The 12,827-nt window shown below is 47.8% G+C and carries 16 protein-coding genes; all 16 read right to left on the bottom strand.

The window, feature by feature from the left end; translation table 11 throughout:
- Window positions 1–108: 108 nt before the first annotated feature.
- The 16 genes from cysM to J3P40_RS10590 all read right to left on the bottom strand — a co-directional run bounded on the left by cysM (window position 109) and on the right by J3P40_RS10590 (window position 12,809).
- Entirely contained in the window at window positions 109–981 is an 873-nt protein-coding gene (cysM, locus tag J3P40_RS10665; protein ID WP_256007068.1) for a cysteine synthase CysM, read from the bottom strand.
- Window positions 981–1,793, bottom strand: a complete 813-nt coding sequence (gene epsC, locus J3P40_RS10660) for a serine O-acetyltransferase EpsC (protein ID WP_256005358.1) — start codon at window positions 1,791–1,793, stop codon at window positions 981–983. Before epsC ends, cysM begins: the two co-directional genes overlap by 1 nt.
- 57 nt (window positions 1,794–1,850) lie before the next feature.
- Window positions 1,851–2,240 carry a DUF3037 domain-containing protein gene (locus J3P40_RS10655; protein WP_256005357.1) on the bottom strand — a complete coding sequence of 130 codons (390 nt, stop codon included), beginning with the start codon at window positions 2,238–2,240 and terminating at the stop codon, window positions 1,851–1,853.
- A complete protein-coding gene (locus J3P40_RS10650; protein ID WP_256005355.1) occupies window positions 2,218–3,015 on the bottom strand; it encodes a HipA family kinase in 798 nt (265 codons plus the stop codon). Before J3P40_RS10650 ends, J3P40_RS10655 begins: the two co-directional genes overlap by 23 nt.
- Window positions 3,016–3,029: 14 nt before the next feature.
- A complete protein-coding gene (locus tag J3P40_RS10645; protein WP_256005353.1) occupies window positions 3,030–3,710 on the bottom strand; it encodes a lycopene cyclase domain-containing protein in 681 nt (226 codons plus the stop codon).
- Window positions 3,707–4,201, bottom strand: a complete 495-nt coding sequence (locus tag J3P40_RS10640; RefSeq protein ID WP_256005350.1) for a sterol desaturase family protein — start codon at window positions 4,199–4,201, stop codon at window positions 3,707–3,709. Before J3P40_RS10640 ends, J3P40_RS10645 begins: the two co-directional genes overlap by 4 nt.
- 1 nt (window position 4,202) lies before the next feature.
- Window positions 4,203–4,724 (bottom strand): isopentenyl-diphosphate Delta-isomerase, encoded by a 522-nt coding sequence (idi, locus tag J3P40_RS10635; RefSeq protein WP_256005348.1) that lies wholly within the window; start codon window positions 4,722–4,724, stop codon window positions 4,203–4,205.
- Window positions 4,721–5,224 (bottom strand): hypothetical protein, encoded by a 504-nt coding sequence (locus J3P40_RS10630; protein WP_256005346.1) that lies wholly within the window; start codon window positions 5,222–5,224, stop codon window positions 4,721–4,723. Before J3P40_RS10630 ends, idi begins: the two co-directional genes overlap by 4 nt.
- The gene (locus J3P40_RS10625; RefSeq protein ID WP_256005344.1) at window positions 5,221–6,057 is read right to left on the bottom strand and encodes a phytoene/squalene synthase family protein; all 837 of its coding nucleotides are present in this window, start codon (window positions 6,055–6,057) and stop codon (window positions 5,221–5,223) included. The genes J3P40_RS10630 and J3P40_RS10625 overlap by 4 nt, the downstream gene beginning before the upstream one ends.
- Entirely contained in the window at window positions 6,038–7,558 is a 1,521-nt protein-coding gene (gene crtID / locus J3P40_RS10620) for a bifunctional phytoene desaturase/3,4-desaturase (RefSeq protein ID WP_256005341.1), read from the bottom strand. Before crtID ends, J3P40_RS10625 begins: the two co-directional genes overlap by 20 nt.
- 97 nt (window positions 7,559–7,655) lie before the next feature.
- The gene (locus tag J3P40_RS10615) at window positions 7,656–8,294 is read right to left on the bottom strand and encodes a DUF6266 family protein (RefSeq protein ID WP_256005338.1); all 639 of its coding nucleotides are present in this window, start codon (window positions 8,292–8,294) and stop codon (window positions 7,656–7,658) included.
- 81 nt (window positions 8,295–8,375) lie between these two features.
- Window positions 8,376–9,020: a DUF6266 family protein gene (locus J3P40_RS10610; RefSeq protein WP_256005335.1), complete on the bottom strand. Its 645-nt coding sequence runs from the start codon at window positions 9,018–9,020 to the stop codon at window positions 8,376–8,378.
- Window positions 9,021–9,185: 165 nt separating this feature from the next.
- Window positions 9,186–10,415, bottom strand: a complete 1,230-nt coding sequence (locus tag J3P40_RS10605) for a hypothetical protein (protein ID WP_256005332.1) — start codon at window positions 10,413–10,415, stop codon at window positions 9,186–9,188.
- 64 nt (window positions 10,416–10,479) lie between these two features.
- On the bottom strand, window positions 10,480–10,650 hold the full coding sequence (locus J3P40_RS10600) for a hypothetical protein (protein ID WP_256005329.1): 171 nt from the start codon (window positions 10,648–10,650) through the stop codon (window positions 10,480–10,482).
- Between the two features lie 204 nt (window positions 10,651–10,854).
- Complete coding sequence (locus tag J3P40_RS10595) at window positions 10,855–11,346, bottom strand: hypothetical protein (protein ID WP_256005326.1); 492 nt, start codon at window positions 11,344–11,346, stop codon at window positions 10,855–10,857.
- An 11-nt stretch (window positions 11,347–11,357) separates the two neighbouring features.
- Window positions 11,358–12,809, bottom strand: coding sequence for a thioredoxin fold domain-containing protein (locus J3P40_RS10590; protein WP_256005324.1), 1,452 nt, complete (start codon window positions 12,807–12,809; stop codon window positions 11,358–11,360).
- Window positions 12,810–12,827 lie beyond the last annotated feature (18 nt).

The following is a 12,827-nucleotide window of genomic DNA, read 5'->3' as shown; positions in this document are numbered from 1 at the left end:
GATACGATATAAACAATTGTACAGAATTATTCATAAAGTATGAACCCTTGAACCAGAAATATTTACGCAATCGTTATCGCTGCGGCGTCGAAACAGAAGAAGCGATAACTAGCCAAACAGGTCACTGCTCAGGTAGCGATCGCCACGGTCGCAGGCAATAAATATGATCAAACCTGAATCAAGTTTTTCAGCTAAGCGAAGTGCAGCGGCAGCCGCACCACCGGTACTCATCCCGGCAAAGATGCCTTCTTCCCTGGCCAGGCGCCGCGACATATCTACAGCGTCTTGTTGCGACACATCCATCACCTGGTCGACCCTCGAAGCATCAAATATTTTTGGAAGATAAGCAGGCGCCCAGCGTCTGATGCCTGGAATGGAGGACTCCTCGGTAGGCTGGCAGCCCACGATCTGAATATCCGGATTCTGTTCCTTCAGGAACATGGAATTGCCCATAATACTCCCCGTAGTACCCATCGCACTCACAAAATGGGTAATCTGCCCTTCCGTATCGCGCCATATCTCCGGCCCGGTCGTCTTATAATGTGCCAGGTAATTATCCGGATTCGAGAACTGGTTAAGCAGGAAATAATCCGGTCGCTCGCCGCGCTCCTCTGCATAATCGCGGCAAGCCTCGATAGACTCGAGCAGCGTCACCCTGGCACCGAAAGCTTCCATAGTCAGCGTACGTTCCCGTGTCGAGTTGGCCGGCATCACCAGCTCAATCTCCAGACCGTAAATGGCGGCGATCATCGCCAGCGCGATACCCGTATTCCCGCTCGTCGCCTCAATCAGCCGCACGTCTTTGCCAACCTCCCCACGCTCTATCGCGCTTCTGATCATATTCAGTGCCGCCCGGTCTTTAACGCTGCCACCCGGGTTATTGCCTTCCAGCTTGGCAAACACCCGTACGTCCGGGTTCGTATTCAGCTTCTTCAGCTCCGCCAGCGGCGTATTTCCAACACATTCAATAATACTGCCCATCATGAGTTCACAGGTTTAGTTTCTACTTTAATGGTCGACTGGTGATATACCGTTGATCCTGGCGCTACACTTCTGGTAAGCCATACATTACCCCCTATCACGCAATGGTCGCCAATCACCGTCTCCCCGCCCAAAATCGTTGCCCCGCTATAAATGATCACATGATCACCTATCGTTGGATGCCGCTTGGTATTTTCCATATATTTCTCCACGCTTAGCGCCCCGAGGGTCACCCCCTGGTACAGCTTTACATGATTGCCAATAATCGTCGTTTCGCCAATCACCAGGCCAGTACCGTGATCTATATATAAAAATTCGCCTATATCAGCAGCCGGGTGAATATCGATCCCCGTCACAGAATGCGCAAACTCCGTTAAAATCCTTGGTATAATCGGCACGTCGGCCTGTAATATCGCATGCGCGATCCTATAAATCGCAATGGCGAAAAAACCCGGGTAACTCCTGATGATCTCGAACCTGCTTTTCGCGGCAGGGTCACCATTCAGGATCGCAGTAATATCATTATTCATCTTCCGGTACAGCTCCGGAACCTCCTCGAAGAATGCCCGAACGATTTTTTCATTATCACATTCATCGCAGGCCTTGGTAGCGTTCAGCATAGCCAGCAAGGCGGTTTCCTGCCGGGCAAAAGCACGCCTGATCTCGTTGACCGAATAGTCGGGCGATGTAACCCGCTCAGGATACAACAGGTTTAGCAAAGTCGTCGCCCACTCCGCAACTTCCTCATTAGAAGGAACAGGCTCAATCTCGCGCTGCTTGTTATATATATGAAGATAAAACTCCTCGTTCATTTCCGTATGAAATTAGAAGATCAAAGGAACAAAATTATCTACAAACCCGGTAGATTTTTATCGTAAAACTACCAGATCACTGTAAAGCTGGTGTAATTTCTCACCTGCGTCGGCGCAAAGTCCCGGATGCACCTTAGAGGCCTGCAAAATCGTACTTCGCGTAGCGGTAAGCCACCTGAATCTCGACGCCATATCCAGTTCTGCAATCGGGCCACTGTGCTTATCTCCCACACAAATCCGGCCAAAGGCCTCCAGGTTCTGGCGCACTACCTCCAGATCCAGATCCGGGCACAGCGCCAGGGCCCGCTGCTGGTCAAGAAATACCTCCGCACGCAAAAACTGTTGTTTACGGCAATACAATACCACCCCTATATTGATAAACTCCTCGCGTTCCACCCGGGGTACCAGGCGCAGCACCGCATACTCAAATAAATCTCTCTCTTGCATGCTGAGCCTCATTAACAAATACATCAGAATTAGCTACCCTGAGCTTCAGGAAATTCGCATACACAGCTCGGCGCTCTTCCACATGCTCCGGTCCCACATCCTCCGAGAGCCAGTCGACCGGAATCAAGGCCACAACATCGTCGATCACCTGATCGCTCAGCAGCGCCTTAAAACGTACATCTACCTCCTTCAATTCCGCCGCCTGGGGCAGCAGCACATGATCTTTCACCAGGGCGAAAGGCTTTTTAGCCTGCTCCTCCCAGTTCTGCATCGCATGATGAAAGTACAGCGAAGCACCATGATCTATCAGCCAGAGCTCCCGATGCCAGAACAACATATTCGTATTCCGCGCCGTCCGGTCCATATTGGTCAGCAGACAATCCAGCCACACAATTTCCGAGGCAAGTTTGGTATCTATCGTCGTCACGGCCGGGTCGTAGGTAATGGCGCCCGATAAATAATGCAGCGCCAGGTTAAGCCCCACGCTGGCTTTCAGCAGATCCTGTATTTCCTCATCCGGTTCCGTCCTGCCAAAGGCCTCGTCGACATGGGCAAACACCAACTCAGGCACCTTAAAACCCAGCACACGGGCAATCTCGCCGCCAATCAGCTCGGCAATGAGCGCCTTCAGGCCCTGACCGGCTCCCCTGAATTTCAGCACATATAAAAAGTCATCGTCGGCCTCCGCAATCGCCGGCATCGATCCGCCCTCCCGAAGGGGCGTCACATACCGGGTCACGTTAACCGTCCGCAACTGTCTAACCATAGTATCCATGCCTTAAAGTTCCGTTATTTTCTCAAGAGATTCTTATAAATGAGCAAATTCATCAGAATCAGCGCCATCCCGTAAAACACATCCTCGACCGGTATGGTCAGCAGCCGCAGGCCAAAAATCTCCGCCGTATTGTACCACACCACATGCTCATCCATGCCCGTTCCCGTCAGCAAGCCGTTCACAATCGTAAACGGGATCAGCAGTACCGCATAGATCAGGTAAAATTTGCCCAGCCATTCCACCTTAAGCACATACCGGGCTATAATAAGCAGGAAGGCAAGCAGAAACGCAGTAACTGTGGTGTAGATCTGGTCAAACGCCACCACCCCAATAATCATCATCAGCGCAATCAGCAAGGGCGTAAAAATAGCCTCTGCCCGGGCAGGCATGCCTTTCTTGATGAAGAGATTCAGACAATGGAAAGTAAATACACAGGAATACGGGATACAAAGGAAAAACAACATCTCCTCCACAGGCAGGTTCCCTACCTGCCATCCAATCAGATACCTCGGGTTGAAGCCCCATACCCCGATCGAGGTAAAATAAATATCCCAGCATATGAACACCAGTCCCGTAGCCGCCACAGCCGGAAAAAAAGCGCGCCAGGTCTTATAGAAATTCAGCTTAGGATGAAACGAATAGATAAAAGGAACAATGATCGTAAAAAAATCGATCAGCAGATAAGCATAGTTCATACTTCAAGGCCCTTCCCGGGATCTGCCTTACGGTTCCGCTGCTCAAAGAAATACTTCATCGGCACCCAGAGCATTCCGAAACACTCCCCGTCTTCCTTGCCCAAATGCTTGTGATGCATCTTATGCGCACGTCGTATCGCTTTAAAATACCAGTGGTCGCTGTTCCTGAAAAACTTAAACCGCTGATGTATAAATATGTCGTGTACAAGGAAATAAGCCAATCCATATAAAGTAATACCTATACCAATCCATAGCGGTATGCGGTAACCATACATCGTGCCTAAAGCCAGACAAACAATGCCGGGGATCGCAAAAACCAGGAAAAAGAAATCGTTATGCTCCAGGAAACCCTCCGTCTCCTTTTTATGATGATCCTTGTGCCAGCGCCATAGCCATCCATGCATCACATACTTATGTGCAAGCCAGGCCACACCCTCCATCACAATAAACGTAGCCAATACAATCAACACATTCCAGATCCAGTGTTCCATGTCAAAAATATTTACGATAATGGTCCGTCACCCTGTTAAAGCAAATTTTCAGCCACTCCGTATATCTATCCGGATGATCCGTAAGGTCGGCCGCCAGCTCATCCATCATCACGTAGCGATAATCCGCCACCTCATCAGCGTCCGGCTCTGGCAGGGCATCACTCACACCGAAAAACACATGATCAAATTCATTTTCAGAAAGCCTTTCGTTTACCGGCGCATGGTACATAAAGCTAAACACATGCTCCAGCGAGGCACTGAGCCCCATCTCTTCCATCAAACGCCGGTTGGCCGCATCAATCGTATCCTCACCGCTTCGGGGGTGACTGCAGCAGGTGTTTGTCCACTTGCCCCCCGAATGATATTTGTCGAGCGCCCTTTGCTGAAGCAGCAGCTCACCCCTGCTATTGAACACAAATACCGAAAACGCCCGGTGCAGTTTGCCCAGCTCATGCGCCTCCATCTTTTGCATGGTGCCAATCGCATTATCCTGTTCGTCAACCAATATTACTTCTTCCGTCATTTCCTCAATTTCTTTAAATCCTCCGGCGTACAATGCTTGGAGGCAGACAGATATCTCTGAACTTCCGTCCTCAACGCCTCATCTTTAATCATCTGCACCCGGTTTACTAGCAGTTGCTTATCTTCTCGTATATCATCCGAATAGCCAAGCACAGCAGGCAGGTTCGTCTGAATGGTAAACCGCAGATACCGCATCTCCAGATCTTCCGGACTCCGGGCAATTGCTTTTTCAATCAAGTTTCTGCCCTTCTTAAACCAGGAAAGCTTACTTATCGGACTAAAAGCGTACTTCGCCTGAAGCATCTGTGCTGCACCCTTATAACACAACAAAACTGGTGTCCGATCCACATCAGCATCGGTAAGCAGCTTAAGCAGCTTGTCGGCCGACTTCCGGTTTACCGCCGCCTGGTTATATAAAGAACGAATTTCGGCCGGTTTAGGTACGCCGGTCAGCGTAAAACCGGAACACATAAACAGCAGGCCCAGCAACAGTACCCTCATATCGCATTCATCTTATATCGGATCATCGAATCGCACATCAGGCCAAACTTCTGACGGTTTGATATCCTGATCCGCTCCGACATCACCTTCTCCGCCGTGCAGCGTTTTATCTTGTTAAACAGTTCCTTATAATAAATATAGGCCAGGTAAACGCCCCGCCTAGCGCCCGCAGGCAATTTCTTGATCCCTGCCAGCGCTTCCTTAAACTCCCCCTCTATGTCGGCCTCAATCAATTTCTTTTCATCGTTAGAGAAGCGCGACAGGTTCACCTCCGGAAAATAATTCCGGCTCAGCGTATAGTAATCTGCCTGCACATCCCGCAAAAAATTGACCTTCTGGAATGCAGAGCCCAGCTTCATGGCCGGTTCCTTAAGCGCCTGATATTGCGCATCATTACCCTCCGTAAACACCCGCAGGCACATCAAACCCACCACCTGGGCAGAACCCAGAATATACTGATCATATTTCTCAGAATTATAATCCTGCTTGCTCAGATCCATCTCCATACTCCGCAAAAATAAGTCAATCAGTTCTCTTTCTATGCCATAATTGTTCACCACCTCCTGAAAAGCATGCAGTACAGGGTTCAGACTGATCCCCATATCAATCGCCTCATAGCAATCCTGCCTAAACTTGTTCAGCAGGTAAGCCTTATCGTAGTCGTGGAAACTGTCAACAATCTCATCCGCTAGCCTCACAAAACCATAAATACCATATATCGGCGCGCGCAGATGGCGATTAAGAAAATAAATCCCGAGCGAAAAACTCGTGCTATAACGCCTGGTTGTCAGTTTACTGCATTCGGCAGATAATTTATCGTACAGTGCTTTCATAGGTGTGCTTAATATATTTGATCAGTTGATGAGCTGCAACATTTCCGGATATAATGGAAGGAGGCACGCCCGGTCCCGGTACCGTAAGCTGCCCTGCGTAAAAAAGATTGTCAATATGCCTGTTTTTTAAGGAAGGCTTCAAATTAGCCGTCTGCATTAACGTATTCGCAAGCCCGTAAGCATTGCCCTTGTACGAATTATAATCGGCTATAAAATCGTTCACACAATAACTTTGCCTAAAGTCAATAAAGTCCCTGATTTTTAAACATGTATACCTCTCCAGGCGTTCCATGATCACCTCAAAATAGCGCTCCCGGTTCGCCTCGCTGTCATCCGCGCCTGTGGCAAGCGGCATCAGCACAAAGAGGTTTTCACAGCCTTGTGGGGCGACAGTGTCATCAGTTCTGGACGGGCAGCATACGTAAAACAAAGGCTTGCTGGGCCATTGCGGCTCCTTATAAATTTCATAGGCATGCTGTTTCAGATCCTCATCAAAAAACAGCGTGTGGTGATTCAATTCATCTATACGCGTTTTTACGCCGATATAAAAGATCAGGCAGGATGGAGCCAGCACACGCTTGTCCCAGTATTTCTCCGAATAATTACGATGCCCGGAACCAAGAAGTTTATCCTCCACATGGTGATAATCTGCCGCCGCTACAATAGCCTCATAACTCTTACGGCCGCTGGCAGTTATCACACCGCTTGCCCTTCTGCCGTTTACCTCGATCCGTTCAACCGGCGCTCCGGTATAGAACCTGGCGCCCGAACGTTCAGCCACTGTTTTCATCGCCTCTATCACAGAAGCAAAGCCCCCTTTCGGATACCAGGTTCCCAGTTTAAGTCCGGCAAAATTCATCAGGCTGTACAGCGCGGGCGTATCCTCAGGCATGGCGCCCAGGAAAAGTACCGGGAACTCCATCAGCGCCACCAGCTTGGGGTTTTTAAAAAACTTACGCACATGTTTACTGAAAGAATTGAACACCTGAAGCTTAAACATACCCTTAATCAGGTCCATATCTACAAACTCACTGAGCGACAATCCCGGCTTGTACACCAGCTTGTCCATGCCCACATGATACTTGTAGGCAGCTTCCTTCATAAACACATCCAGGCGGGTGCCGCTGCCCCGTTCAAGCGATTCAAACAAAGCCTTCAAAGCCTCATAATCCGCCGGGATATCCATCGCATCGTCCATGCCAAACACCACAGTGAATCCCGGATCCAGCAGTTCCAGTTCGTAAAAATCACTGGCCTTGTAGCCAAAATCATTAAAGAAGCGCTCAAAGACATCCGGCATCCAGTACCAGCTTGGCCCCATGTCGAACGTATAGCCATTATCCGTGACCAGTTGCCTCGCCCTGCCACCTACCTCGCGGTTCTTCTCATAAACGTCTACACCGTGACCCGCCCTGGCCAGGTAAGCCGCTGCGCTCAGGCCCGAAAAACCGGCCCCTATTACCGCTATATTAGGATTATTCAGATTCTCTTGATAAGACATGCAGTTATTTGGTGTTCTTTCAATTCGTATAATATTCCTAAAGCTAGACAAAAAATGGTACAATTTTGTTTTTTGTTGACTAAAAATCAGTGTTTTTTTACACAATTACACATCCAGCAAAACTACTGTCCGAGGTATCGTCAGTTTCCAGGTCAATAAAAGACAGATAACAATACGCCTCTTCCCCAGGCAAGTCGGCCGGGAGAGGCAAAACATCTGTTCCCGCCCCCCTGTGCGCACCGGCAAGCTGATATACCACCTTACCCACAGCCGGAAAAAAAGCCAGCATCATAGCGCGGTGACCCTTTTCCCTCAACGTCAACCCGGCAGGCACAGCCCAACTAAACTCAAAAACAGCACCAGCTACCTTTACCTTCACATCCTTCGCCACCGGCAGGCTGCCCGACGAAACCAATACCTTACTATAATCAATCCGGGTATGCGGATATGCACCCGTCAGTGCATGCTCCATCAAACTCGCCACCGCCAGATTGTGCGGATACAGCCCCGCCTGTCTCGCCTTAAGCATATAACCCCGTTTAATGAAAGCCTTGGCCGGCCTCAGCATATCCATAATTACCCGCATCCTTTGCCGGCAAGCCAATTGCTTGCGGCTTGGCGGCGCGTTGTTTTCACCAATCATACGCACCACGTTCATCCCCATCAATTCATAATACACCAGGTTGCCCACTTTGCCCGAAAGCACCCCATGTATATTCTTTTTAATAACCCCCATATCATAAAATTTAAAATGAAACAATACTTAAAAAAGGAAAGGTGCAGCAACGCACCTTCCCATGGCAGTAGAACCCAAGAATTACATCACCTCGACCGACCCGAGGTACACGCTCGTGCTCACCTCTTTCTCATCCGCACTCAGCACAGAAGTATACACCTCAACATTGTCGCCGCTGAAAGCAGGCGGCAGCGCCATGTCGTAACTAAGCGCCGAACGCAGGATGCCCGCTGGCGAAATCACAAACTTCTGTTTTAGTGGATTATAAATGATGATCACCACCTCATCATCGGGCGCACCCGGCTGCAGCACATCAATTGTCGCAGTCCAGCTAAAATCCAGTTGCGCCTCCTCGGTAGTCGCCACCGCCAGATCAGAAAGCGGCGCACGCTTGCCCTTGCTGAACAGCACCTTCGGATAATCAATGGTAAAATTCGGATAAACGCCCGTGATCGCATTATCCAGGTTAAACTTCACAGCCGCATTCCAGGCTGTCATTTTCTTGTCTTCACGCTCAAAGCCAAGTTTCAAAAACGAGCTCACATCGCTTAACCAGCCTGTCACCAGACCAAGTTTCATGTGAACACTCAATTCAGCCTCCGAGAAGGCCCTTTCTGCGCGGTGCGGACGCATAGAGAAAACATTCTTTCCCCTAACGATCCGGCCCACGTTGTTTCCGGTGCGGCCCTTCAAATGATAATAGGGTCCGCCAAGTAAAAATCCCATAATTGAAATTTTAAAAGTGAATAATTTGTTAATTCAGCAATCCGGCACCAGCTAACTGCCTGTAGCACCGCCTTCCTGCTGTCACAAAACAACACCATAAAAAATCCCAAAAAGGCGAAAAGGCGAGTTTCGCCCTCACTCGCCCCCTATGTATATATATGCATGTCAAAGAGGGTTTACCACCACCCCACCCCTCAACACCCTCAGCATCTCTTCCAAAATCCCCTCCACCGCATCAATCACCCTCGTCTCCGCATTCGTGCGAAGCTTATACAAATTATCCGCACTTAATTGCGCTGCCCCGCGCGTACTCACATGCTCCGCAAAAAACTTCATCACCTTCATCAGCTCACCCCGGGCCACCACAAACACTTTCACATCAATAAACAACTGCGCCATCAAAGCCAGCTCAGCGGCCGAGAGGCCCAGCTGAAGCTTAAAGCTAAAATGCTCCGCACGCTCCTTCAAATCCTTCACCGCCATACCCGGATTCTCCACATGCTGCTCCGCCAGGTACAGCAACTCCCCAGTCACATAACCGCACAGCAGCTCCTTCACTCCAGGCCGCTCCGATCTGTAAAACATATTCGGCTTCGTATCTAACACCTCGATCTCCTTCAAAAACCAGTTCAGCGAAGCCACCTGACCCGCATTGGTGTTATGATCATCCACCAGCGCAGCAATATACCTCCTGCTCCAGGTAAAGAAACTGCTCTTGTTAAAGTTCAGGTAAATCAGTTCCACCACCACCTTGCGGTTCCAGTCCTTCTCCCTATTGCTCTTCAGGATCCCCAGCAGGTTGCGCATCACCAACTTGGCGTAACGCTGTTCCGCATACGTGCACTCCGGTTTACTGCAATGCTCATCAAAATAAGCAAGCAGCAATTTCAGAAGCTTCTCGTCTACCGATTTTGACCTCAGCTTGGCATGCAACACGTCCTTGTCCTTTGCAAGCGTGCCCGCCGAAAAAACCCGGAAGCTTTCCGGCACAAACTGGTGCAGATCAAAATGCCCGTTCATGTCGCGTTCAATATAATTTAGGATCCGCTTTACCCCAGACTTAAAATGCGTGTACATCCAGATGCAGGCCTCCTTCAGTTGAAAATGGCGGTATTGCTCCTCGGCATCAGGCCTAATATAACTGTACACCAGGTCAAGCATCTTAGTGGCTTCACGCTGATGCATCTGCGTGATCCGTTCCAGCTGACGAGCTTTTATATCGCTGCAAGCATGCTCACGCAGAGCCGCGCATACCCTGCGCGACTCCTCAGCAATTTTCGATTCCAGCTCTGCAGTCAGACCTTGGCTGATCGTTTCTTCAATGTTTTCTGGTGAGAGTTCGTTAAACAACATATCCTCGAGCCGCGTAAGCTCGAACCATGTTTTTTGTGGCATAGGGATAATTTATAGATGTTAAAAAAAATTAAAGTTAAAGCATCACTCCTTAGGGAAGACGATTCTATTTTACCCGATCATAGTAGGCCTTCACAATCTCCTGCTTTCCATCAGCAAGTGTCGCGACCCCCAAAACCCGTCTTACCAGTATCAAGCTCCCGTTTACCAGTAAACCTTTTTCAATACGCTGGACCACTGCCTGGTCATCGATCTTTCTATCACCTGCCCGCCCCAAAGGTTCAACTTTGTAGCCTTGCCATCAAATTTTAAAGCTTTAAGAATAGGGACGTTTCCCTGTTCGCTTTTTTGAACGTCAAGCACCCATGTGCCTGAAATATTGACCGGCTCATCAAATCGCTTGAAGGCATTCAGCCTGTCACCAGTAAAATGGCGAGTACATATGGTAATTGTACTTTTATAAATCTCATTTTGTTCATCATTATATACTCTTATTATAAACCGCCTTGACCCTATCTATTTTATCCGACATAGTAGTTATCCGGTCTATCGTTAGTGTCTTGCCATCAGGAGACAAAGCCCAATTTTCGGTCCTCTCATACCGCCACTCGTTTCCGTTCATTTCATAGTGCCAGTTAAACACGATGGCTCTGCCATCTTTTTTTACTGATGCGACTTTCAAGGTATTACCATTAGGTATAGTTTCTACAGGGGATCCATCAATTTTCAGTGATTCACGAAATGGTTCCTTAGCGCCAAAAGTTCTGGTTACTACCAGCGAGTCTTTAACTGAGCTAACTACTATAATTTTTGGTGCAGCTATATCAGCGGCAAGCCCTCCAAAATCACTAGCGGTGCTATCAACTGACCATTTACCCGAGAAACTGTTGACCTGGGCCACTGAACCCAATGAACCAATCACAACCAGCATAGCAGCCACGATCAGCATCTTCATTTTATACATCCTCTTCATATTCTTAAATTTTATTTACCATTATCAGTTTTCCATGTCGGAAGACCAGCGCGCATGTCCGCCAACGTTTTTTGAACTGTTTTCAAAAGACCGTTAGAATCAGGTGCTATTTTAATAGCCTTTTCTTCCCATTCAATAGCCTCTTTTATCCTGCCTAACTTATACAATAGATTAGCGTAAGTGTCAATAATCCTGGTATTTTGATCAACATTTAAATCGATAGAGGGCGGCGAAATTTCAACTCCCTTTTTTGCCCATCTCATGGCGCTTTCTAAATGCTTTTTATCCATTGACCGCTCAAAGATGAACCATGCCTGTTGATTCATTATGTTCAGGGAAATTTTGTTGGGGAATCGTTCAACATACTTGTCCCAAAAATGGACTACGCGGTCACAGATCATATTCAAATCAGCTTTGGGCTCTGAAGAAGCGTTCAGATAGTAAAGTACAATGAACCCTAAAATTTTCTCTTCATCTACTTCTGATTTTCGTTTAGCACATTCAGCCTCTATTTGGTTAATTGAAGGATTACGGTCCAGAAATGGTCTGATGTCATACTTAAAAATCCATCCGCTCTTATCTGTCTCCCAGATTTCTTTACCGGTCTTACCGAACTTACTGACCAGTATATTTTTAACTACAGCCCAGTCAGGCTTACCATCACAATCCCGAAAATAAGGAGTGATGTTTTCTTCGATAATGATTTTTGCCGGCAAGCCTTTGATGAACATTGGTTTCCAGAAGGTATCAGCTTGGGCAATTTTGTCTCCATTCTTCAAGAAAAATTGAAAGCCTTTGTCCGCTGAAGTTTTCGTATTGGAATATATAAATCTGATGTTCTCAGGGTCATACATTTTATCTTCAGTCAATGAATTAATATAGCTAACTGCTATTTTCCTGGCTTCAGCCTTTTGACCTACTTCATTCGCCCTTTTTGCTAAGTACCGCACAAATCCGGGATCACGTTCTCCTTTAGTATATCTCTGCAATAATGTTCTGTATTGCGATTCAGGGTTCAGAGCCCGCTCAGACTCCGCAAGAAATACTTGTTCAGGCATAGCTCCTGTTACCATATGCGCTATTTGTCCATTGGGCATCAGGAAAACGTAAGTAGGGTAAGCCTTTACCTGATACTCTTTTTTGATCTTTGCCGCATCTGCTCTCCAGCTCATGATTTCTTTGGAGTCCAGCATAGTAGAGTCGGTTTGGACTTTCACAGCGATGAAATTACCGTTAATAAAATCTCCGACATTTTTCTCAGAGAAGACATTCCGGTCCATGACTTTACAAGGCCCGCACCATGTTGCATAGATGTCAAGGAAAATATACTTATTTTCTTTTTTTGCTTTGGCTTTCACTTGTTCCCAGCTCAATCCCTTTTCAAAATGGATACCCTGAGAGTTGGCTGTGTTAACCGATATAGCCAGCAGAGTAAAACAAATTACTGCTTTTAGTTTTTTCATGATTATGTGTTTTAGTTG

This window comes from Pedobacter deserti (assembly GCF_024436415.1).
In the GTDB taxonomy this organism is placed as follows: domain Bacteria; phylum Bacteroidota; class Bacteroidia; order Sphingobacteriales; family Sphingobacteriaceae; genus Pedobacter; species Pedobacter faecalis.
This window is presented reverse-complemented; position numbering and strand designations above follow the sequence as displayed.

Coding starts and splice junctions, on each gene's coding strand:
- J3P40_RS10615 (WP_256005338.1), bottom strand. CDS start 8,294: ATGGGGGTTATTAAAAAGAATATACATGGGGTGCTTTCGGGCAAAGTG.
- J3P40_RS10630 (WP_256005346.1), bottom strand. CDS start 5,224: ATGAGGGTACTGTTGCTGGGCCTGCTGTTTATGTGTTCCGGTTTTACG.
- crtID (WP_256005341.1), bottom strand. CDS start 7,558: ATGTCTTATCAAGAGAATCTGAATAATCCTAATATAGCGGTAATAGGG.
- idi (WP_256005348.1), bottom strand. CDS start 4,724: ATGACGGAAGAAGTAATATTGGTTGACGAACAGGATAATGCGATTGGC.
- J3P40_RS10640 (WP_256005350.1), bottom strand. CDS start 4,201: ATGGAACACTGGATCTGGAATGTGTTGATTGTATTGGCTACGTTTATT.
- J3P40_RS10655 (WP_256005357.1), bottom strand. CDS start 2,240: ATGCAAGAGAGAGATTTATTTGAGTATGCGGTGCTGCGCCTGGTACCC.
- J3P40_RS10595 (WP_256005326.1), bottom strand. CDS start 11,346: ATGAAGAGGATGTATAAAATGAAGATGCTGATCGTGGCTGCTATGCTG.
- cysM (WP_256007068.1), bottom strand. CDS start 981: ATGGGCAGTATTATTGAATGTGTTGGAAATACGCCGCTGGCGGAGCTG.
- J3P40_RS10590 (WP_256005324.1), bottom strand. CDS start 12,809: ATGAAAAAACTAAAAGCAGTAATTTGTTTTACTCTGCTGGCTATATCG.
- J3P40_RS10610 (WP_256005335.1), bottom strand. CDS start 9,020: ATGGGATTTTTACTTGGCGGACCCTATTATCATTTGAAGGGCCGCACC.
- epsC (WP_256005358.1), bottom strand. CDS start 1,793: ATGAACGAGGAGTTTTATCTTCATATATATAACAAGCAGCGCGAGATT.
- J3P40_RS10605 (WP_256005332.1), bottom strand. CDS start 10,415: ATGCCACAAAAAACATGGTTCGAGCTTACGCGGCTCGAGGATATGTTG.
- J3P40_RS10625 (WP_256005344.1), bottom strand. CDS start 6,057: ATGAAAGCACTGTACGATAAATTATCTGCCGAATGCAGTAAACTGACA.
- J3P40_RS10650 (WP_256005355.1), bottom strand. CDS start 3,015: ATGGATACTATGGTTAGACAGTTGCGGACGGTTAACGTGACCCGGTAT.
- J3P40_RS10645 (WP_256005353.1), bottom strand. CDS start 3,710: ATGAACTATGCTTATCTGCTGATCGATTTTTTTACGATCATTGTTCCT.